Source organism: Roseateles sp. Mitsp63 (genome assembly GCF_059491535.1).
This window is the reverse complement of the sequence record NZ_CP168509.1, coordinates 3,927,494-3,948,977: the sequence shown is the minus strand read 5'-3', so window position 1 is coordinate 3,948,977 and position 21,484 is coordinate 3,927,494. Positions and strand designations below refer to the sequence as shown.

Below are 21,484 nucleotides of genomic sequence, written 5' to 3'. Positions count from 1 at the left end.
GCATTGACGCCAGGCGACGCGCATGTGCCCGATGGGCGGGACAGCTGACGAGCCGGCGGCGCAGCGGCACGCGGTTAACCTCCGGCGGCCGCTCACGCCCCGCGGGGCGGCCCGCTCATGCGGAGCGCCGGTCAGGCGCTCCGCCGCTTTCCTTCACTGCCCGAGAGCCTTCATGCATCGACTGTTCCGAGTCCTGGTCTCCGTGTGCGTGCTCGGCCTGACCGCCACGGCCGCGCGCGCCGACGACAGCACCCGCATCGCCTTCGACAGCTTCACGCCCAAGTCGCTCTTCGACCTCGCGCGCGAGCGCCGCGCGCAATGGGTCCCGACGCCGGTGTGGGGCGACCTCAGCCTGCCCGCCGGCTTCGCCGGGCCGGTGCCCGCGATCGTGCTCGCGCACGGCAGCGATGGCGTGGGGCCGGGTCTGCAGCAATGGGTCAAGGCCTTCAACGGCATCGGCGTGGCGACCTTCATCGTCGACAGCTTCGCGCCGCGCGGCGTGTCGTCGACGGCGGCGGACCAGACCAGCGTGCCGGCCGCCGCCAACGTGATGGACGCCTTCCAGGCGCTGCGCCTGCTGTCGGTCGACCCGCGCATCGACGCGCGGCGCATCGGCATCATGGGCTTCTCGCGCGGCGGCACGGTGGCGCTGCAGACGGCGGAGCTGCCGTTCCTGCGCGCCGTCGTGAAGACCGATCAGGCCTTCGCGCTGCACATCGCGGCCTATGCCGGCTGCTCGCAGATCTATACCTCGCCGAGCGTCACGCGCGCGCCGCTGCTCAACCTGGTCGGCGCGGCCGATGACTACACGCATCCGGAGCCTTGCGAGGCCCTGGGCCTCGAGTACGCCGCGCTGGGCACGCCGGTGGAGACGCACCGCTACGCGGATGCGAACCACGCGTGGGACAGCCTGCTCCCGGTGCGCTACCGGGCCGACGCGACCAGCGGCTACGCCTGCGGCGTCATCCGCACCGACATCCCGACCTGGGTCGTGACCTCCGAGCGCACCGGCCAGGTGATTCCATCGGACCAGCTCACCGCGTTCATCAACGCCTGCATGACGCGCGGCGCGCACGTCGGCCGCAACGAGGCCGCCTTCCAGGCCTCGCGCGAGGACGCGACGCGCTTCGTGCGGCGCGTGTTCTTCGGCCAGTGAAGGCCGCGGCGCCTTACTTGCAGACGGCGGCGTCCACCGCCGAGCCGTCCCACAGCCGCTTCAGGTTGTTGTACTTGTCGAGCGAGACGCTCTGCCAGTCGTCCTGCAGGATGCCGCCGGTGTCGCCGGAGTTCGGGTTCCACGACCAGTAGAAGAAGTTGCGCACGCCCTTGCACTTCAGCCAGTCGACGAACTTGACCTGCCACTGGCGGTCCTTGTCGGTGAAGCGGCCGCCGAACTCGCCCAGCACCACGGCGTTCTTGCCCATGAAGCGGCCGAGCTGGTTCTGCCAGATCGCGGGCATGTTGTTCGGGAAGCCGGTGCCATCGCCGAAGTAGGGCTGGCTGCTCACCGACGGGCCGTAGATGTGCGGCGACAGCACCAGGCGGTTGCGCGGGATCCTGGTCTCGTCGAGGGGATAGCAGGCGTAGGGCTCGATGTTGCCGCCCCACCAGTGGGCATCGGGGTTCTCGCAGCGGCCCTGGTTGTCGGACACGCCCTCGACGAACACCAGCAGCTTGGCGTTGGTGCCGAGCACCGCGCTGCCGGCGCGCTCGGCGGCCAGCTTCCAGTCGTTGCCGGCATCGGCGGTGCCCCAGAAGGCGCCGCTGCCGCCGCTGCTGTGCGGCTCGTTCTTCAGGTCGATGGCGAAGACGTTGGGCACGTTGCGGTAGCGGTCGGCGACGAACTTCAGGTCCGCCACCCACTGGTCGAGCGTGTAGCCGGGGATCTGCGGCGTGGTCGAGATCGCGTTGCAGTCCGGGCGGTGATGGTCGAGCAGCACGTAGAAGCCGCGCGAGGCGAACTCGGCCACGACGCGGTCCAGCACCTGCAGCGGCGTCTTGTCGGCGAGGTCGGGATTGATGCTGGTGTTCAGCGCGCCGCTGGGGCGGCCGGTCGAGTGCAGCGTGGCGGGGCAGAAGGGCAGGCGGACCGCGTTGAAGCCCAGGTCCTTCATCTGGCCGATCATGTCCTTGTAGTTGCGCTGCCACAGGCCGTGCGCGACGAGATCCGGCGTCTCGAAGCCGAACCAGTTGACGCCGCGGATCGAGACGGCGGCGCCCTGGCTGTCGAGGATGCGGCCATCGGCGGCGACGCTGAACGGCAGCTTGAACTGGCCTGTCGCGGGAACGGAGAGGTCGCCGCCAGGAGCAGGAGCAGGCGCGGGAGCGGGAGCGGGAGCCGGTGCGGGCGCAGGAGCCGGCGCAGGTGCGGGCGCTGGCGCGGGGGCCGGAGCTGGCGCGGGAGCCGGAGCCGGAGCGGGGGCGGGGGCGGGGGCCGAGCCTGCCTCGGCGATGCGGAACGAGGTGGTGCTGGGCGCGGTGCCGGTGCCGCAGAAGCCGACCTCGAAGCTCTGGCCCGGCGCGACCGGCGAGTTCCAGCTGAGGCCGGTGACGGCGTAGGTGGTGCCGGACTCGAGCCTGAACTCCCCGCTCCAGCTGTTGTTCATCTGCCCCTTGGGCATGTCGAAGCGCAGGGTCCAGGCGCCGCTGGGGGCGGTGCCGGGGTTGCGGATCGTGGCGCGGGAGCAGAAGCCGCCCGACCAGATGTCCTGGGCGACGTTGACGCTGAGGGCCGCATACGCGGGCGCGACCGCGCCGAAGGCGAGGGCCACGAGGCTGGCGCGCGGGGCGAATCGACGAGGAAGTGGGCGCATGGGGGTGAATGAAGTTGAAGAAGGGGTGAATGCCGGCAGTGTCGAAGCTTCGATCGCAAGGGCTCGTCAGAATGCGTAACGGCTGATGACTACGTTGTCATCGCGTGGGCATCGGGGTTGTGGCGCGGTCGGGGAGGGCGCGCGGCCGCGACCGTTCCGCGCGGCGTAACGATGTCGACGCGCTGCTTGATTGATCGGGGCGGGGTGTCCCGATAACTTCGCCGCCCAGGGCAACAGACCGGCGCATCCAACCGGCGACTTCACCTGGAGACAAGACATGGTCATCTACGGCACGGCGCTGCTCGCCATCTGCCATCTGCTGGGCATCTTCCTGGGGGACCTGCTGGGGCAGGCGCTGGGCGTCAAGACCAACGTGGGGGGCGTGGGCATCGCGATGCTGCTGCTCATCGTGGCGCGGCTGCAGATGCACCGGCGCGGCATCCTGCCGCAGCTCACCGAGCTCGGCGTCGAGTACTGGGGCGCGATGTACATCCCGGTGGTGGTCGCGATGGCGGCGCAACAGGACATGGTCGCGGCGCTGCGCGGCGGTCCGGTGGCGGTGCTGGCGGCCGTGGCCGGCGTGTCGGTGTGCGGCTGCGTGATCGCGCTGATCAACCGCGCGGAGCGCCCCGAGGGCGGCGAGCGGGAGCTGCCCGCGGCGCGCCTGGAGAACCCCTTGCTCAACGACGCGGAGTGACGCCATGCTGGACATCCTTGAAAAGGCGGCCGCGCACAACGGCCTGGTGGCGGCTTTCGCGCTGGTGGGCGGGGTGGTGCTGGTCTCCGGGCAGATCTCGCGGCGTCTGACGTTCGGACGCGTGCATGGCTCGGCGATCGCGGTGTTCCTGGGCCTGGCGCTCGCGTGGTGGGGCGGCAAGGTGACGGGCGGACACAAGGGGCTGGCGGATGTCTCGCTGTTCTCCGGCGTGGGGCTGATGGGCGGGGCGATGCTGCGGGATTTCGCGATCGTCGCGACGGCGTTCGAGGTCCAGGCCACGGAGGCGAAGCGGGCGGGGCTGGTGGGCGCGCTGTCGCTGGTGCTGGGGACGGTGCTGCCGTTCGTCGTCGGAGCCAGCATTGCGCGGGCCTTCGGCTATACCGATGCGGTGAGCATGACCACGATCGGCGCCGGGGCGGTGACCTACATCGTGGGGCCGGTCACCGGGGCGGCGATCGGCGCGAGCTCGGATGTGATGGCGTTGAGCATCGCGACCGGCGTGGTGAAGGCGATCCTGGTGATGGTCGGGACGCCGTTCGCGGCGGGCTTCCTCAAGCTGGGGACGCCGCGTTCGGCGATGGTGTTCGGCGGGCTGGCCGGGACGGTCAGCGGCGTGACCGCGGGGCTGGCGGCGACGGACCGGAAGCTGGTGCCGTATGGGGCGCTGGTGGCGACCTTCCACACGGGGCTGGGATGCCTGCTGGGGCCGTCGGTGCTGTACTTCGCGACGAAGGCGCTGGTGGGCTGATGAGGGGGTAATACCGGCCTTGCCCGCACTTGCCTTGCGCAAGAACTCCCTCGCCCCCCGCGAGGGGGGAGAGGGCAGGGGAGAGGGGGCGCTTCGAGGGGCAGCAGCGCTGTGGCACGAGCCCCCTCTCCCCTCCCTCTCCCCGCTGGGGCGAGGGTGTAGGAACGAGCAAGCGCTGCCGGCAAGAACTCCCTCGCCCCCCGCGAGGGGGGAGAGGGCAGGGGAGAGGGGGTGCTTCGAAGGGCAGCAGCGGTGTGGCACGAGCCCCCTCTCCCCTCCCTCTCCCCGCTGGGGCGAGGGGGTAAGAAGGAGCGAGTGCCGGTATTGCCCGCTTGCGGGCGAGGGGGTAAGAAGGAGCGAGTGGGCCGTTGCAATCGAAAACCCTCAATTTCTTGAAAGCGCTTTCAAGATTGCCTGATCTTCCCTAGGATGCGTCTCGCAGGAGAAGTCGCGGACCTGGACGAGCGCCGCAGAGCGTTGGCCGGACCGCGCCGATCGGTGCCCTCCCGCACACCTTCGACACCTTCTGGAGACATGCATGGAATTTCCAAACCGCCTTGGCGCGCGAGCCGCCGCATTGGGCCTGCTGGTCACCGCCGCCACACAGGCCGGTGCCAGCGTCACCAACCCGACCATCGGCCGCCTGCTGTGGTCCGAGGAGTTCAACGGCGCCACCTTGAACACCGCGCTCTGGACCCCCTTCGACGGCAACGGCTGCCAGATCAATCTCTGCGGCTACGGCAACGCGGAGCTCGAGTCCTACAGCCCTAACAACCTTTCGATCGCCGACGTGCCCTTCGAGCCCGGCACCCGCGCGCTCGCGATCCGCGCGCTGAGGCAGACCGTCGGCAGCAACGAGTTCACCTCCGGGAAGATCGATTCCTACGGCAAGGTGCAGGTGCAGTACGGGATGGTCGAGATCCGCATGGCCACGCCGCAGGTCACCACCGGCCTGTGGCCGGCCGCATGGATGCTGGGCACCAGCCCGCAGGTCTGGCCGCGCAAGGGCGAGATCGACATCGTCGAGCAGGGGCATCGCGCCGCCGCCTGGTCCGCCGCGGGCGCGCCGTCGGCGGACTACTTCGCCGGGTCCAACGTGATCACCTGGTCGCAGGCTGCCTGCGTGCCGGGCAATGAATCGTGCGCCGCCTCCACCTCGTGGCAGACCAAGAGCTGGTACCGGCCGCAGGTGTCCTTCGCGAACCGCTTCGTCAAGTACCGCTTCTACTGGACCGAGAGCCAGATGCGCTTCACCGTCGTGGACAACGATGGCGAGCACGACATGTACGACGCGCCGCTGCCGGTGAACTCGAGCGCCTTGCAGGCGCCGTTCTATCTGCTGCTGAACATGGCGGTGGGCGGCAATTTCACCGACGCGGCGAATCCGTCGCAGGTGACCGCGCCGCTGCCCGCCACGATGTACGTCGACTACGTCCGCGTCTACGAGCTCGATGGCAAGGGCGAGGTGAAGCTGGGCAACCAGGTCGTGCCGGAGGTCGGCAAGTTCGGCGTGTTCACCGACAACACGGTGGTCAACAACAAGCTGGTGGCGGGCACCACGTCCGACATCTTCCTGTGGAACGGCGCCTCGACCGGCGCCGGCAACATCCTGCCGTACGAGGGCGGCAACGTGATCGCGTGGAGCTACAACACGCCGGGGCAGTGGTTCGGCGGCGGCATCCAGTCGCGCCAGGTCCGCGACCTGACCAACTTCCGCAATGGCCAGGTGAAGGTGCGGATCAAGATCCCGGCCGACGTGTCCTTCAACATCGGCATCGGCGACACCTACACCAACCAGTCGTGGGTGAACTTCCCCGCCAACACGACGGCGTTCGGCATGGTGCGCAATGGCGATTGGGCGCAGGCGACCATCCCCGTCTCGACGCTGATCGGACCGAAGGTGGCGCTGCAGTCGATCGCGGACATCTTCATGATCTCGAGCGACAACAACCGGCTGCCGGCCTCGGCCTTCCAGTTCGCGATCGACGACGTGGTGTGGGAGTCCGGCACGACGACGCAGGAGCCGCCGCCGCCAGCGGGCATCAGCCAGCCGACGGCGACGACGGTCAAGTTCACCGAGCCGACCGGGACCTGGGCCGACGTGCATTACACGGTCAATGGCGGCGGGCAGTTGAACGTGCGGATGCTCAAGGAAGGCAGCGGCAATGCCTACACGGCGACGGGGCTGAAGAAGGGCGATGTCGTGCGATTCAACTTCACCTACTGGGACCCGGCGCGCAATGGCGCGTATGACACGGCGGCGCAGAGCTATACGGTGAAGTAGGACATCCCGGCGCACCGATACTTCGCACTTTCGCGCCAGGGAGGGCGCCGCAGGGGGCGGCGCTCAAGCGCGCTTTCCTCAACTGCCATGCCACTCGACAGAATCGACCGACGTCATCACGACGCGCGCGCCGCCGCGCCTTTCCGCCGTCTGCTCGCGGCCGGGATTGCCTGCTCCACCGTCCTGCTGAGCGCTTGCGGGGGCGGGTCCTCGGACTTGACCGCCAAGCCCGAGGAGGTCCCCGACGACACCCGGCCCACGCTGGTCCGCGTGGCGGTGGAGGCCGCGGGCAGCCACTGTCCCGCCGCGGGCACCCGCATCGAGTCCGGCCGGGATGCCGATGGCAACGGCGTGCTCGTTGACGCGGAAGTGTCTTCCACGCAGTACGTCTGCAATGGCCTGGACGGACGGCCAGGCGCCAACGGCCAGTCGGTGCTGGTGCGCGTGCGCGCCGAGGCGGCCGGCGCGAACTGCGCGCTCGGCGGCTCGGCGGTGATGGCCGGGACGGACGCCAACGGCAATGGCTCGCTCGAGGACAGCGAGGCCAGCAGCGTGGCCTACGTGTGCAGCGGGGCCAGCGGCGCCACCGGGCCGAGCGGCCCCACCGGCCCCGCGGGACCGACCGGTCCCACCGGCCCCACGGGGCCGACCGGGCCGACTGGCCCCACCGGTCCCACCGGTCCGACGGGCCCGGGCGGCGCCTCCGGTCTCGACGCCTTGGTGGCGCTCGCCTCGGAATCTCCTGGCGCCAATTGCACGCACGGCGGGCAACGGGTGCAGTCGGGGCTGGACAGCAACCGCAATGGCGTCCTGGACGCGGGCGAGGTCACCTCCACGGCCTACCTCTGCAGCGCGGCGCCCGCCGACACGCGATGGGTGAACGTCACCGGTTCCGCAGTGCAGGCGGAGTCGAACACGGGCTACCTGGCCAACGCGGCCACGCCGGTGGTCATCACGCTGCCGGCGTCGCCCGTCATCGGCGACTGGATCAAGGTCACCGGCGTGGGCGCGGGCGGCTGGACCATCGCGCAGAACGCCGGGCAGCGCATCGCGACGGTCGGCCTTCCTGGCGGCAACAAGATCGACTGGACCGCCGACACCCCCACGGGCGCCTGGTCCGCCACCAGCGTGTCCGCGGACGGCACCCAGCAGGTCGCGACTGCCTCGTCGGGCGAGCTGCTGACCTCGAGCGACACGGGCGGCCACTGGACGCAGCGGCTGACGGGTCAGGTCTGGTCCGGCGTGGCGATGTCCTCGGACGGCAGCCGCATCGTGGCGTCGACCAACGGCGGAGCGCTGTTCACCTCGCCCGATGGCGGCAACACCTGGAACAACGACGGCAGCAGCCGCGCATGGAGCGCGGTCGCCAGCTCGGCGGACGGCATGCGGCTCGTCGCCACGGCCTATCTGGGGCAGATCTGGACCTCCGCCGACGGCGGCGCCAGTTGGACTCCGCGCGACTCCAACCGTGCCTGGCGCACGGTCAGTTCCTCGGCGGACGGCCGCGTGCTCGTCGCGGGGACCAACGGATCGCAGCTGTTCGTGTCGACTGATTTCGGCGTCACCTGGACCGCGCGGGCATCCGCCCAGTTCTGGTGGAGCGTGGCCTCGTCGGCCGATGGCAAGCGCTTGTACGCCACCGTCGATACGGGCAACGTCTGGCGTTCCAGCGATTCCGGCACCACCTGGGAGCCCGTGGACACCAGCCGCGACTGGCGGGGGATCGCGACGTCGGCGGACGGCCGCTATGTCGTCGCCGCGACCAACGGCGGCACGCTCTATGAGTCTCCCGACGGCGGCACGACCTGGCGCGCTTCGGCCGATGGCGGCGCGTGGTCGGCGCTCGCCAGCAGCGCGGATGGCCGGACGCTGCTGGCGGCGAAAGCCGGCGCCGCGCTTTACGGGGGCGTCCGCCGGTCGTCGACGACGACCGGTGTCACCGGATCGCTCTCCGGCGGCCAGGCCGACGCGCTGCACCTGCAGTACGTCGGCGGGGGCGTGTTCATGCCGATCAGCTACGTGTCGTCGAACCTGGAATTCACGCCGCGCTGAGCCGGACCGGGGGCCGCGCTCAGGCCGCGAGCGCCATCCCGGCGATGTCCCGGGTCCACCACAGCGGGTCGCGCTCGTGCTGCCGGCGCAGATGGTCGACGAGGTCGCCCGCCGCGCGGCGGCCGTCGCCCACCTGCGCGACCAGGGTGGCGGACTCCTCGTCGACGAGCAGTTCCATGCTCCAGCGGTCGAAGAGCCGCCCCTGGATCGGCACGTCGATGACGAGCCGGACATTCAGGTGGCGCTCGTCGGCGCGGATCCGGGTGAGGGTGTTCTCCACGGCGTCAGGCGCGCCTTCTAGGATTTGCGCGAACAGGCCGGGCCCCAGCGCCAGCACGCCGGAGAGGTCGTGCCGGCGATTGTTGAGCTGGGCCTTGGCCACGATCCGCTTGATCGCCTCGTCGGTCGTGCCCTCGGCAATCTGGCTGACATAGGCAACGCGGCGGAGCATGGTCGTCATGGGCGGCTTTCGTGAGGGCAGGGAGTCGTGGGGAGTGGCGGCACGGCGCCGGGCCGAAGCGTCGGCGCGGCCGTGTCGTCAGATGAGAGCCTCGATTCTGTTGATGAGCGCGTCGCGGCGATAGCGGCGATCAATGGATGGACGTGTAGGTGAACGGATGACGCGCCGCTCGCGTCACACGTGTGCCCCGATGATGAACAGGACGCCGAGGCACAGGCAACGAAGCGGCGCCCACTGTCCGGCCAGGCCGCCGTCAGGCTTCGACGATGATCTGGAACCCGCCGAAGATCATGCGCTGGCCATCGAAGGGCATGTTCTTCGGATCGTGGTTCATGCGCGGGTCCTCCATCGACTTCTTCATCCCCGCGTCGCGCACTTCGCGCGACGGCCAGACGATCCACGAGAAGACCACGGTCTCATCAGGCTTTCGCTGCACGGCCATCGGGAACGAGGTCACCTTGCCGTCCGGCACGTCGTCGCCCCAGCATTCGACGACGCTGAGCGCGCCGTGGTCCTTGAACACGGCCGAGGCATCCTGCGCCAGCTGGCGATAGGCCTCGCGCTTGGCGGTCGGCACGGCGATCACGAATCCATCCACGTAGTTCATTGCGGTTCTCCGGTTGATGGCGCGGCGTGCTGCCGCCCCCTTGCACGACGAATGGCGACGGGAGAAATCGACAGGGTAGGGGCAACACGTGAGCACAGCGGCGCATCTCCCTGGCCGCCGCGCGGGAGATCAGGCCTCGGGTTCGGGTTTGGGCTTGGGCTTGAAGATGTGAACGGTCTCGCCCCGCGCGAGCATGGCGACCAGCTGCGCGATCCGCTTGGCCCGCGTTTCTGCCTTCACTGCGGTCTGGATGCGCCATAGCACCGCGTAGCGGTTCGCCGCGTTGAGCGTCGCGAAGAACGTCTTGGCCTTCGGCTCGGCTTCCAGCGCGGCGAGCAGGTCCTCGGGCACCGTCGCCGAACGGGAACCGTCGTAGGCGCTCTCCCAGCGGCCACTGGCCTTGGCCGCCTCGACCTGCGCGAGTCCGGCTGGCTGCATCCGGCCCGCCTCGATGAGCTTCCCGACCTTTTCCACATTGACCTTGGACCAGACGCTGCGCGGGCGCCGCGGCGTGAAGCGCTGCAGGAAGTGCGTGTCGTCCAGCCCCCGCTTCTGGCCATCGATCCAGCCCCAGCAGAGCGCGATCTCCACCGCCTCGGCATAGGTGACGCTGGGCTCCGCGCACCCGCGCTTGGCGATCATCAGCCAGGCCCCGTCGGCGCTCGCATGATGCTTCTTCAGCCAGGTCTCGAAGGCCTTGGCCGTCTTGAAGAGGATGGGAGCGGGATCGGTGGGAGCGGTGGACATCTCGCGGAGTGTGCCGGATCCTCCCGGGCCGCGAGTCGGGAGAATCTCCTGGCGCTGTCGATTTCCGATCTCCCGCTTCGTCGTCAAGGCATCAACCCTGAAAGGACCTCCCGTGAAATATCTTGGCCTGGCCTACTTCACCCCCGAGAAATTCGCCCAGATGGCGCCGGACGACGTCAAGGCGCTGGTGAGCCAGTGCCCGGCGCTGGACGAGAAGATGCGCGCGACCGGCAAGGTGCTCGTGTCCGCGTCGCTCGGCGACCTGGAGCACTGGAAGACGCTTCGCCCGCGCGGCGGCAAGACCCAGGTCACCGACGGCCCGTACACCGAGGCGAAGGAAGTCGTCGGCGGTCTGTTCATCATCGATGCGGACACGCCGGAGGAAGCGCTTCGCCTGGCCTCGATGCATCCGGCCGCGACCCTGGGCGAAGAGGGCGGATGGGCCGTCGAGCTCATCCCCATGGACTTCTATCTGACCCCCTGATCCTCGTCCACCCGGATCACTTCCTCGGCCGCGCGCAGGTAGGCCAGCGCCGCCTCGGGATCGCGTGACGCGCGCGCCACCTCCTCGAGCGAGCCCGCGCGCCGCAGCGCCTTGTTGAGCTTGGGCACCTCGTCGCCGAGTGCGCGGGCCGCCTCGAGCGCGCGCATCAGGTCGAGCAGGCCGCCGCTCTTCGGACGCGAGACGTCGGGACACAGCCGCCGCACCATGGCCGGCTGCGTGCGCAGCGCGTCGGCCAGCGCGATGGACTCGCGGTCGCGCAGGGGCGCGAGATGGCGGGTCCCATGGAGGAACATCGGCGCCAGCGCCCGCAGCAGGCGCGAGGGGAGGTTGGCATGGAGCTCGCGCAGCAGGGACGCTGCGTCGTCCAACTGCAGGCGGATCGCCGCGCGCGCCACCGGCAGCATCGCGGGATCGCTCTCGACCTGATAGCGCCACACGCAGGCCGCGGCCAGGTACAACGCGGCCAGGATGTCCCCGAGTCGCGCCGACAGCAGCTCCATCCGCTTGAGCTTGCCGCCCAGCAGCCCCATGGCGAGGTCGGCCGTGAGCGCGTAGCGGGCCGACAGCGAGGCGATGAGCCTGGCCTCGCGCCGCAGGTCGTCCGGCGGCTGACCGCGCAGCGGCGCGTGCGCCAGGCTGCGCCAGAGGTTGCGTAGCACATGGCCGGCATGCCCCGTCAGCGCGCGCCCGAGCCGCTCCGGATCCTGCGCCTGCACGGCCGCCATCTCCTCCAGCACGAAGGGATGGCAGCGGGTCGCGCCCTGGCCGAAGATGATCAGCGCGCGCGACAGCAGGTTGGCGCCTTCCACCGTGATGGCGATCGGCGCATGGCGGTAGGCCACGCCAAGCAGGTTGCGCGGCCCCGCGATGATGCCCTTGCCGCCGAGCACGTCCATGCCCTCGTTGACCGCGCTGCGGCCGGCCTCGGTGAGCTGCACCTTGAGGATCGCGCTGGCGACGCTGGGGCGCTCGCCGGCATCGAGCGCCGCGGCGGTGTAGCGCCGCGCGGCATCGGTGGCATAGAGCCGCGCGGCCATGCGCGCGGTGATGCCGGCGATGGCGTGGAAGCGCCCGATCGGCAGCCCGAACTGCTCGCGCACCTGGCCATAGCCGTTGACCACGAACAGCGCCGTCTGCTGCATCGCCGCGCCCAGCGCCGGCAGCGAGATGGCGCGGCCCGCGGCCAGGCATTCCATCAGCATGCGCCAGCCCTGGCCGACCCGTTCCTCGCCGCCGATGACCCAGTCCATCGGCACGAACACGTCCTCGCCGCGGATCGGGCCGTTCATGAAGGCCGAGTTCATCGGGTGGTGGCGCCGGCCGATGTCCATGCCGGGCGTGGGCACCGGCAGCAGCGCGCAGGTGATGCCGAGCTCCTGCTCGCCCTCGGGCCGCGACGGGTCCACCGCCTGGAACGCGAGGCCCACCACGCTGGCCACCGGGGCGAGCGTGATGTAGCGCTTGTCGAAGCGCACGCTGAAGCCGCGCACGGCGCGGCCCTCGATGGTGCGCTCGGTGAGCACGCCGCGGTCGGGAATGGACGCGGCATCCGAGCCGGCGTACGGCGAGGTGAGACCGAAGCACGGCAGCTCGCGGCCGTCGGCCAGCCGGGGCAGGTAGTGCTGCTGCTGGGCCGGCGTGCCGTAACGCAGCAGAAGCTCCGCGGGACCGAGCGAGTTGGGCACCATCACCGTCACCGCGCAGGCGGTGTTGACGGTGGCGATGCGGGTCACCACCTCGGCGTGCGCGTAGTGGCCGAAGCCCAGGCCGCCGTAGTCCTTGGGAATGATCATCCCGAAGAAGCGGTGCTCGCGCAGGTAGCGCCACACCTCGGGCGGCAGGTCGCCGGCCGCGTCGATCGCGTGGTCGTCGAGCATGCCGACGAGCGTGCTGACCTCTTCGTCGAGGAATCGGCGTTCTTCGTCGGTGAGGCGATTCGGGCCTTGCGCGAGCAGCGCATCGAAATCGGGCTGTCCCGCGAAGAGCTGCCCCTCGAAGCCGACCGTGCCGGCTTCGAGCGCCGCCCGCTCGGTGTCGCCCATCGCGGGCAGGGCCTTGGAGAAGGGCGCCATCGCCAGACGCCCGATGAGTCGGTGTACTCCCATGGGTCCAGCCTAGGCGTGACGGCCTGGGCGGCGGTGTCAGGCAAGGGCGCGCCCGCGCGTAGGACGCGGAGCCGCCCTCGGCTCCGCTGCCGAGGCTCAGGGCAGGGGCACGCCGCACCAGCGCTGCAAGGCCTCGGCGAGTCCCCGCGTGCCTCCTTCACCGGCCCAGGCCACGTAGCCATCCGGACGGATCAGCACGCCCGTGGGCGGTGTGACTGCGCCGATCACCGGAAGCTCCCAAGGTCCGTCATGGCGTGCGCGCAGGCATCGGATGCGATCCGATCGCGGCGGTGGTGACGCATCCATCGCACCCTCGTCGCCCAGATCGAGCAGCATCGCGTGCCCGTCATGCAGCAGGCTGTAGACCCGGCATGGACCGTCCTCGGTGTTGAGGTCCAGATCCGGTATGCGGCGCCCGAGCTGTGGATGCCCGGGGCCGAAGTCGTAGCGGATGCCCAGCCCCGAGAGATCCCCGGCGAGCCGCTTGCGCGGCTCGTCCAGGATGAGCAGTTCCCCGAGCGTGTCGCGCAGCGCGCCGATGCCGTCGTCCTGGCGGAGCAGCGCGGCGCCCGCCATCGCGTAGCGCAGCACGCGCGCTCCGACGGGATGGCGTTCGGCGTGATAGGTGTCGAGCAACTGTTCGGACGAGGTTCCCTTGACGACCTGGGCGAGCTTCCAGCCCAGGTTCATCGCGTCCTGGACGCCGGTGTTGAGCCCCTGTCCGCCCACCGGCGAATGCACGTGCGCGGCGTCGCCGGCCAGCAGCACCCGGCGGTCGCGATAGGTCGCGGCCTGGCGCGCGGCATCGGTGAAGCGGGAGATCCAGGTCGGCGAGTGCAGGCCGTAATCGGTGCCGCATGCGGCGATGAGCGCGGCGCGGGGGTCTTCCAGCGTGGGCTCGCCGCTCGCGCCGGTCCCGCCCTCGGGCACCATCACGCGGATCGGGCCGCCGTCCTTGTAGATGATTTCGCCGTCGCGGATTTCGTAGTCGCGCTTGCCGAACGAGTGGGTGCCGCGCGGCGTGCGATGGATGCCGAGGGGCGGCGGCTGCGTCATCTCGACTTCGGCGAGCAGATGGCTCTCCGTCGCGTCCCATCCCGGGAACGCGATGCCCGCGCGCTTGCGGACGATGCTGCGCCCGCCGTCGCAACCGGCGAGGTAGGCGGCCCTCAGCGTGAGGCCTCCGCAGGCCTTGATGGTCACGCCGTTCTCGTCCTGGGCGAAGTCCTCCACGGAGCGCTCGCGGTGGAAGTGCACGCCGAGTTCCTCGGCCCGGAGCGCGAGCAGCTGCTCGATGCGGTTCTGCCACAGGCCGAGCGTGCAGGCGTGCCGGGAGGGGAAGTCGCTCAGGTCCAGCTTCGTCGAGGCAAATCCGCAGCGCTGCGCGACCTGTCCCTCCGCGAGGAAGCGCTCGACGATGCCGCGCTGATCGAGCTCCTCCAGCGTGCGCGCATGCAGGCCGCCGGCCCGCGAGCCGGCCAGCGCCTGGTTTGGGCGGCGCTCGACGATGGCGACGTCGATGCCGGCCAAGGCCAATTCGCTGGCGAGCACCAGGCCGGTCGGGCCGCCTCCGGCGATCACGACCTCATGTGAAGTCATTCCGGTGGCATCCATCGTGTGCATGGCAGTACTCCTGATTCGTTGAATCGCTGGTGATCGGGGGGCGATTCTGGAGTTCGCCCGGGGTGCTGGTGCAAGCCCCCGGGCGGTCGCTACACTGAAGGCAACAGGTGGCGCTTCGGGCGCCCCGTTTGCTCCGCCTCCGCCATTGGCTTCGAAATGGAGACTTCAATGGCGAAGTTCATCACCGTGGGATACGGCGACGAGGACGGTTATCGGCGGACCGATGCCGCCGTGCGCGATGCGGCGCATGCGCATGACGCGCGCTTGAAGGAGGGCGGTGCCTTGATCGGCATCGCGGGTGTTCCGGTCCAGGTGCGCAACCCCGACAGCGCCGGCGTGGAAACGACCGAGGGCGCCTATCTGCGCAGTGACCTGCCCATCGCCGGCTTCGCCGTGATCGAGGCCAAGGACCTGCAGGAGGCGATCGAGATGGTGTCGAAGACGCCGTGCGCGGTGGCACATGGCGTCGTGGAGGTGTGGCCCTTGCAGGAGAGGCTGTGAGGCCGGCAAGAAGAACGCCCGGCAAGGGCCGGGCGTTCGTGGGGGAAGGGCGATCCGTTCGGTCAGTCCGCGGATCGCTCCCCGGAGACAGCGCAACCGTTCGGACTCACTGGGCCGAGGCCAGTTCGCTGGTGCTGGCCGAGGCGTCGCGGCGGCCGGTCACGTAGACCGTGGGCAGCTGCTCGCGCTTGACGGAGATGACCACCGGATCCAGCGTCACGATCGAGGCGCGCAGCTCGCGCTGGCCTTGCGCGTGGGCAATGCCGAGGACCAGGGCCATCGATGCCAGGGCGCCGAAGGCGACGGCCTTGATCGTGGTGTTGGTGGCGGAAGCGATGTGGAAGCGGGTGGTGGTCATGGTGGGCTCCTGAGGCGGTTGGCTGTGTCGATGGAGTCAGTGTCGTCATCGGCCAGCCGTGTTGCGAGGAGCAGGCGACCAGGGCGCAGCGGCGCGGCGTGAACTGCAGGAACGGGCGACGAACGGGAACCGCGCCCCAGCACGATCCAGCTCGCCGCCGCGGTGAGCCACGCCATGAGGCCGCCGTAGAGCATCACCCAGCCGAAACCCTGCGTCACCGCCGCGTGGACCGTCGCGGCGGCGCTCTCCGGGCCGGTGACCACGGCGAGCAGTCGCTCGCCACCAGCCGCGTCGCCGCCCGCCAGCCGCTGCGCGACCGCCGCCAGGCGCCCCGGGTCGATCGACTCCCCCAGCGCATCGCCCAGCCCGGCCGCGATCCCCGACACGAGCAGCAGTCCCATCACCGCGATGTTGATCGCCAGCGTGATGAGCCGCGCGCTGACGTCCATCCCCGAGGCCATCCCGGCCCGATGCGCCGGCACGGAGGAAGTCGTCATGCTCGTGGCCGGCGTCGTCGTCAGTCCCAGCCCGATGCCCGCGACGAGCGCTCCGGGCAGCACGGCCCAGGACACCAGCCCGGTGAGCCGGCTGCCCAGCAGCATGCCCAGGAAGCCGGCTCCGATCGCGAACAGCCCCGCCGGGATGACCACACGGGCCTCATGGCGCAGCAGCAGCCACTGCGCGACCGGCGGCATCACGAGGAAAGGCACGGTGTAGGCCAGCAGCGCCAGCCCGCCCGTCGCGACGTCGTAGCCCAGCCCGGCGCTGAAATACAGCGGCAGGTAGATCATGAACGGCCAGTAGCTGCAGTTCATCCCGATGCAGCCGAGGATCGCGCCGGAGAACTCGCGGATCCGGAACACGCTGAAGTCGAACATCGGATGAGGATGAGCGCGCTCCGCCGCGACGAAGCCAGCCAGCCCGAGCACGGTCGCCGCCAGCAGGCCCAGCGCGGCCGGGCTCGTCCAGCCCAGTCCCGCCCCCTGCGTGATCAGCGAGCTCAGGCCCAGCACCGCGACCGTCAGCGCGGCGATGCCGCCGAGGTCCAGCCTCTGCCGGCGCGCCTGCGGATCGCTCGATTCGGTCACGCCCATCGCGATGAGTGCCAGGCCCGCCAGCGCCAGCGGCGCGTGAACGGCGAAGACCCATGGCCAGCCGGCCAGCGCGACGATCGCGCCGCCGATGACCGGTCCGAAACCCAGGCCGATGCCCGCCACCACGCCCCAGATCGCGAAGGCGCGGGCGCGCTCGCGGCCCTCGGGGAACTGGTGCGACAGGATGGCGATGGCGCAGATGAACATCGCGCCGCCGGCCATGCCCTGCAGGAATCGCGCGGCGATCAGCAGCGCGGTGCTCGTCGCCAGCCCGCACAGCAGCGAGGCGGCGCCGAACGCGAGCACCGTGACCGCGAAGACGCGGCGCCGGCCGTAGCGGTCCGCCAGCGTGCCGGTGGCCATCAGCACGCTGGTGCAGGCGATGGTGTAGGCATTCATGATCCATTGCATGTCCTGGAAGTCCGCCCGCAGGCGGGCCTCCAGGACCGGCAGGATGATCGGCACGCTGGAGATCTCGAGGCCGAACATCAACGCCGCCAGACAGACGGCGGCGAGCGCGAGCAGGGGATGACGAGCAGTGGACATGCGGGTCCTTCGACAGCGGGAACAACGAGGTCCGGCCATTCTTATGACCCTGGTTTCATGGGGCAAATGATTTAAATCGTTGTGATTGATTGACTGCCTTGATTAATCTCGCGGCCATGAGCTTCGACCCCACCCTCTTGCAGGCCTTCCTGGCGGTGCACCAGTCCAACGGCTTCACGCGCGCGGCGGAGCGCCTGCATCTGTCGCAGTCGGCGATCAGCCATCAGATCCGGCGGCTCGAGGAGCTGGTGGGCCGCCCGCTGTTCAGACGCACGACCCGGCGCCTGAGCCTCACGGCCGATGGCGAGGATTTCCTGCGGCTCGCGCAGCGCATCCTGCAGGCGCAGGATGCGCTGACGCAGCACTTCCGGCGCTCACCGATCTCGGGCACGGTGCGCTTCGGCGTGCCGGAGAGCTTCATGAGCGAGGGCCTGCCGCGGCTGCTGCGGCAGTTCTCGCGCAACTGCCCGAACGTGCGGCTGGAGGTGAACGTCGGCCTGACGCTGGACCTCGCGGCCATGGTGCGCGAGCGCGAGTTGGACATCGCCGTCGTGGTGTCGCGGGCGGAGGAGGGCCGGGGTCAGCTGTTGCATCGCTCGCCGATGGTGTGGGCGGCGGGCGAGGACTTCTCGCGGGCCGGTCACGAGTCGTTGCCGCTGGCGTACTCGCCGCCGCCGTGCGTCTGCCATCGGATCAGCATCGATGCGCTCAATCGCGCCGGCATCGCCTGGCATGGGGCGTTCAGCTCGCACAGCCTGCAGGACCTGCGCGCGGTCGCGCTGAGCGGACTGGCGGTCGCCGCGTTCACGCAGGATCACTTGAGGCCGGGAATGATCGTGCTCGATGAGCGCGACGGGCTGCCGCCATTGCCGTCACTGGATCACACGCTCGACTTTGGCGAGGACGACCCCGAGGCGCGCAGTCCCGCCGCGGCGGAACTGGGGCGGCTGATCGCCGAGGCATGGCGTGGGAGCTCCCACGCCCCGCTTCGCGGGAGCGGGCGGGGGTGAAGGCGTTCGTTCGCGGGAAAGACCCTCATTGACCCGGCTTGCCGCCGCAGACCTGGGCCAGCGCGCTGACCATCGCCAGACGGTTGGCGTCGGACATCGATGCCGACGCTGCTCCCGCGGCAGTCAGCGCATTGGAGATGCATGCCGAGACGGCGCCGACCTTCGTCGCTTCCGTGAGGTTCTGGGAGGCCAGTCCGGTGGAGAAGACCTTGCCGACGAGCAGGCCGGCCCCTGCGGCATTGCCTGAGGCCGCCCCGCCGGGCACCGAACCCGAGGCATTCGAATCGAACCGGCCGAACACGGACATCGCATCCGTCTTCGTGGTCTGGGTCTGACGCGCCGCGTCCGCCAGGTCCTTGAGCAGCCGGTCTGCGATGGCCTTCTTGTCATTGGCGGCGGGCACCGCGAGGGTCAGCGACTTGTCGAGCACGTCGATCTCCGTGTTCACCTTCTGCTGCGCCGTGACCACCGCGGCGCGTGTCGCGGACAGATCGCCGTCGCTGGCGATCGGCGGGACGCCGGCATCCGCCAGCTCCGCCAGACGGGGCTTGACGGACTTGTCGAACACCTCCTTGCGCGCGGCCAGCCGGGCGGCCTGCGTGGTCTGGAGTTCCGTGGCGCTGGCGGGCGACATCGCGGCGACGACCGTGCTCGAAGGCGCGGGGGGCAACGGGCCAAGCCCATCGATCGCCACCAGCGCCGCCGCGATGCTCGCCAGCTTCTGCTTGGCCTGGTTCGATGCGGCCTGGAGCCTGGCGACATTGCTGGCGGCCTCGGCGGCGGCGCTCTGGGCCGCGGCGTAGTCGTCCGCCTTCTGCTTGTTCTGCTGCGCATCGCGTTGAAGCGATCCCTCGCCGTAGTTCGCATGGATCGGGACGATGTCGGGCGTGCGCTCGCCGGCAGGCGCCTTGTCATCGGCCTTCTTCGACACGGCCACGGGCACGTAGGCCGCATCGACGGTCTTCACGCCCAGGCTGATGGACACGCCGGGACTCTCGGCCGCGTTGCTGGAGACGTCGACGCCCACGGCGACCTTGGACGAGTAGACGAGCGGCGCCTGCTGCAGCGGCGCGCAGCCGCAGGCTCCAGCGGTCAGCAGGGCCAGGGCGCGGCGGGTTCTGGACAGATGGATCATGGCGGGCCTCCCAGCGGTGGTTGTGGTTCGTTGCGTGACTTGACGACGCACAGGTCGGCGATGAGCGGCCGGGTGGCCAGCGTCTCCTTCAGCGACTGCAGCTGCTGCTCGTTCTGGATGACGATGATGGTCCGGCAGCGCGAGGCGTCCGTCGCGAGGAAGGTCGTCTCGCGCAGCGCGCCCAGCGTCGCCGAGTGGACGCCCATCACGAGTCCGAGACCGCGCGTGTCGATCACCGAGACGCCGCTGGCGCCCGGCACGACCTGGAGCACGGTGAGTCCCGGATAGCGGCGCTCGATGACCTCGGCATTGGTGATGCTGACGGTCGTGCAACCGGCGAGGCCGGCCGCCGCGATCAATGCGGCGAAGTGGCGAGAGCAGCCGCTGGCGGCGCGGATTGGCGGCATGGGGACCGCGAGGCGGTGGCATCGGGTCCGTCGGGGCATGCGTGGCGTCTCTTTCGGCTCATTCTGTCGAACAAGCCTCCAGGGCGCGTCGTCAAGCTTGAGGATGGCGGCCTCCGGAGCGCGGCCCGCTTGGCTGCGGAGGCGGTCCGATCCGGGAGGAACATCGCGCCGAATTGGCAGATCACGACGTCGAATGAGCTGTCGTCGCGGTATAAGGCGTCCCGTGTCGTGTCGGCGATGTCGCGCCGCGGGTCGGGGGTATTCGATTGAGCAAGTGGAATGACGGGATCGCCGCGGCGATGGCCCGGAGACTGGGTGCCTGGACGGCCCCGTTGATGGTGGCGGCCGCGCTGGCGGGCTGCTCGACCTATCGGCCGTGGATCAACGGCGTGCAGCCCGTGCCGGCGGTCCAGGCGGTGACGGCCGGACCGGAGGGCTCGCTGGTCGAGACGCCGGCCCCGCCAACGCGGCGCCGCACGGGGCCGGTGGTGGCCGCGGTCACCCTGTCGGGCGGTGGCGCGCGGGCGGCCGCCTTCGGGCTCGGCGTGCTGCGCGAGCTCAAGGCCACGCAGTTCAGCGTCAATGGCCAGACGACCACGATGCTCGACCAGATCGGCCTGATCAGCGGCGTGTCGGGCGGCAGCATCCTGGCCGCGCACTACGCGGCCTTCGGCGACGAGACGCTGACCCGCTTCGAGCCGGACTTCCTGCTGGTGCCCTTCGAGGCCGGCCTGATCCGCCAGGCCTTCGCGCCGACGCGGCTGTATCACCTGACCTCGCCCTGGTACGGCCGCAGCCACATCCTGGCGCAGCGGCTCGACGAGCTCTATCGCGGCCGCACCTTCGGCGACCTGAAGTCGCGTCCGAACGCGCCGGACCTGATGGTGACGGCGACCGACCTGACGACCGGCGCGCCCTTCGACTTCACGGCCGAGCAGTTCAGCCTGATCTGCTCGGACCTGGACCGCACGCCGCTGTCCTTCGCGGTGGCGGCCTCGTCGGCGGTGCCCATCCTGCTGTCGCCGATGACGCTGCAGAACCATGCCGGCGAGTGCGCCGTGCCGCCGCGGGCGCTGCGTGGCTCGACCGCGGCGGACGATTACCGCAGCCGGCTGCTCGCGCTCAGCGCGGAGAGTTACCGCAACGCGAAGGAGCGCCCCTTCATCCACCTGGTGGACGGCGGCGTGTCCGACAACACCGGCGCGCGGCTGATGCTGGACCGGCTGCTGGCGGGGGGGACGATGGCGTCGTCGTTCCAGGACTCGCCGCCGGGCTCGATCCGGCGCATGGTGCTGATCACGGTGAACTCGGAGCGCGACCTGGCCGAGCGCATCGACGCCAGCGACCACGTGCCCTCGACCGGGCAGGTGATCGAGACGCTGATCTTCGGCGCCGGCGCGCGCGAGACGCAGGTCACGCTGGCGATGCTCAAGGACGACAACCGCCGCTGGCAGGCCGAGCTGCTGCGCACGCGCGGCACGCCGGGCAGCCCGTTCGCGGCGGACGCGGAGCTGCACATCATCAGCGTGAGCCTGCGCGACGCGCCGGACGACAAGATCCGCCACAGCCTGCTGCGCGTGCCGACGGCCTTCACGATCGAGGCGAACGACGTGATCGAGCTGCAGAAGGCGGGCGCGGAGACGCTGCGCGCGATGCCGGCGTTCCAGGCGCTCAAGGACAGCCTGGATCGCCTGGAGCCGGCGCAGGCGGCGAGCGCGCCGGCGCGATGAACGCGTTCAGCGCCGTGCGATCTTGAGAGCGCTCGACGACG

General features: G+C 70.3%; 19 protein-coding genes. 9 read left to right on the top strand and 10 right to left on the bottom strand.

The window, feature by feature from the left end; genetic code table 11:
* Positions 1–172 precede the first annotated feature (172 nt).
* On the top strand, positions 173–1,156 hold the full coding sequence (locus tag ACEN96_RS17205; protein ID WP_495584310.1) for a dienelactone hydrolase family protein: 984 nt from the start codon (positions 173–175) through the stop codon (positions 1,154–1,156).
* A 13-nt stretch (positions 1,157–1,169) separates the two neighbouring features.
* On the opposite strand, the gene ACEN96_RS17200 is transcribed toward ACEN96_RS17205, so the two are convergent.
* Positions 1,170–2,771, bottom strand: a complete 1,602-nt coding sequence (locus tag ACEN96_RS17200; RefSeq protein ID WP_495584309.1) for a cellulase family glycosylhydrolase — start codon at positions 2,769–2,771, stop codon at positions 1,170–1,172.
* A gap of 319 nt (positions 2,772–3,090) precedes the next feature.
* Here ACEN96_RS17200 and madL point away from each other — a divergent pair, with 319 nt between their 5' ends.
* From madL to ACEN96_RS17180, 4 genes are all read left to right on the top strand, one after another.
* Positions 3,091–3,510, top strand: coding sequence for a malonate transporter subunit MadL (gene madL, locus ACEN96_RS17195; RefSeq protein ID WP_495584308.1), 420 nt, complete (start codon positions 3,091–3,093; stop codon positions 3,508–3,510).
* 4 nt (positions 3,511–3,514) lie between these two features.
* Positions 3,515–4,279, top strand: coding sequence for a malonate transporter subunit MadM (gene madM / locus ACEN96_RS17190; protein WP_495584307.1), 765 nt, complete (start codon positions 3,515–3,517; stop codon positions 4,277–4,279).
* A gap of 538 nt (positions 4,280–4,817) precedes the next feature.
* The gene (locus ACEN96_RS17185; RefSeq protein ID WP_495584306.1) at positions 4,818–6,563 is read left to right on the top strand and encodes a glycoside hydrolase family 16 protein; all 1,746 of its coding nucleotides are present in this window, start codon (positions 4,818–4,820) and stop codon (positions 6,561–6,563) included.
* 216 nt (positions 6,564–6,779) lie between these two features.
* On the top strand, positions 6,780–8,615 hold the full coding sequence (locus ACEN96_RS17180) for a WD40/YVTN/BNR-like repeat-containing protein (protein WP_495584305.1): 1,836 nt from the start codon (positions 6,780–6,782) through the stop codon (positions 8,613–8,615).
* 19 nt (positions 8,616–8,634) lie between these two features.
* Here ACEN96_RS17180 and ACEN96_RS17175 read toward each other — a convergent pair whose 3' ends face one another.
* From ACEN96_RS17175 to ACEN96_RS17165, 3 genes are all read right to left on the bottom strand, one after another.
* Positions 8,635–9,075 (bottom strand): BLUF domain-containing protein, encoded by a 441-nt coding sequence (locus tag ACEN96_RS17175; RefSeq protein WP_495584304.1) that lies wholly within the window; start codon positions 9,073–9,075, stop codon positions 8,635–8,637.
* Positions 9,076–9,328: 253 nt separating this feature from the next.
* Positions 9,329–9,682 (bottom strand): DUF1428 domain-containing protein, encoded by a 354-nt coding sequence (locus ACEN96_RS17170; protein ID WP_495584303.1) that lies wholly within the window; start codon positions 9,680–9,682, stop codon positions 9,329–9,331.
* Positions 9,683–9,811: 129 nt separating this feature from the next.
* A complete protein-coding gene (locus ACEN96_RS17165) occupies positions 9,812–10,429 on the bottom strand; it encodes a YdeI/OmpD-associated family protein (protein ID WP_495584302.1) in 618 nt (205 codons plus the stop codon).
* Positions 10,430–10,541: 112 nt separating this feature from the next.
* Between ACEN96_RS17165 and ACEN96_RS17160 the strand changes: the two genes are divergently transcribed.
* The gene (locus tag ACEN96_RS17160) at positions 10,542–10,913 is read left to right on the top strand and encodes a YciI family protein (RefSeq protein WP_495584301.1); all 372 of its coding nucleotides are present in this window, start codon (positions 10,542–10,544) and stop codon (positions 10,911–10,913) included.
* Here ACEN96_RS17160 and ACEN96_RS17155 read toward each other — a convergent pair.
* Both ACEN96_RS17155 and ACEN96_RS17150 read right to left on the bottom strand, forming a co-directional pair.
* Positions 10,898–13,039 carry an acyl-CoA dehydrogenase gene (locus tag ACEN96_RS17155; protein ID WP_495584300.1) on the bottom strand — a complete coding sequence of 714 codons (2,142 nt, stop codon included), beginning with the start codon at positions 13,037–13,039 and terminating at the stop codon, positions 10,898–10,900. The genes ACEN96_RS17160 and ACEN96_RS17155 overlap by 16 nt on opposite strands.
* Positions 13,040–13,135: 96 nt before the next feature.
* On the bottom strand, positions 13,136–14,638 hold the full coding sequence (locus tag ACEN96_RS17150; protein WP_495584299.1) for an FAD-dependent monooxygenase: 1,503 nt from the start codon (positions 14,636–14,638) through the stop codon (positions 13,136–13,138).
* 192 nt (positions 14,639–14,830) lie between these two features.
* Between ACEN96_RS17150 and ACEN96_RS17145 the strand changes: the two genes are divergently transcribed.
* The gene (locus ACEN96_RS17145) at positions 14,831–15,163 is read left to right on the top strand and encodes a YciI family protein (RefSeq protein WP_495584298.1); all 333 of its coding nucleotides are present in this window, start codon (positions 14,831–14,833) and stop codon (positions 15,161–15,163) included.
* A gap of 106 nt (positions 15,164–15,269) precedes the next feature.
* On the opposite strand, the gene ACEN96_RS17140 is transcribed toward ACEN96_RS17145, so the two are convergent.
* Complete coding sequence (locus ACEN96_RS17140) at positions 15,270–15,521, bottom strand: hypothetical protein (protein WP_495584297.1); 252 nt, start codon at positions 15,519–15,521, stop codon at positions 15,270–15,272.
* Positions 15,518–17,161 (bottom strand): MFS transporter, encoded by a 1,644-nt coding sequence (locus ACEN96_RS17135; RefSeq protein ID WP_495584296.1) that lies wholly within the window; start codon positions 17,159–17,161, stop codon positions 15,518–15,520. The genes ACEN96_RS17140 and ACEN96_RS17135 overlap by 4 nt, the downstream gene beginning before the upstream one ends.
* Before the next feature lie 116 nt (positions 17,162–17,277).
* Between ACEN96_RS17135 and ACEN96_RS17130 the strand changes: the two genes are divergently transcribed.
* On the top strand, positions 17,278–18,171 hold the full coding sequence (locus tag ACEN96_RS17130; RefSeq protein WP_495584295.1) for a LysR family transcriptional regulator: 894 nt from the start codon (positions 17,278–17,280) through the stop codon (positions 18,169–18,171).
* Positions 18,172–18,196: 25 nt separating this feature from the next.
* Here the strand turns inward: ACEN96_RS17130 and ACEN96_RS17125 are convergent, their stop codons facing one another.
* The gene (locus ACEN96_RS17125) at positions 18,197–19,306 is read right to left on the bottom strand and encodes a hypothetical protein (RefSeq protein WP_495584294.1); all 1,110 of its coding nucleotides are present in this window, start codon (positions 19,304–19,306) and stop codon (positions 18,197–18,199) included.
* Positions 19,303–19,713, bottom strand: coding sequence for a hypothetical protein (locus tag ACEN96_RS17120; RefSeq protein WP_495584293.1), 411 nt, complete (start codon positions 19,711–19,713; stop codon positions 19,303–19,305). The genes ACEN96_RS17125 and ACEN96_RS17120 overlap by 4 nt, the downstream gene beginning before the upstream one ends.
* 266 nt (positions 19,714–19,979) lie before the next feature.
* On the opposite strand from ACEN96_RS17120, the gene ACEN96_RS17115 reads away from it, so the two are divergent.
* Positions 19,980–21,443, top strand: a complete 1,464-nt coding sequence (locus tag ACEN96_RS17115) for a patatin-like phospholipase family protein (protein ID WP_495584292.1) — start codon at positions 19,980–19,982, stop codon at positions 21,441–21,443.
* Positions 21,444–21,484: the final 41 nt, after the last annotated feature.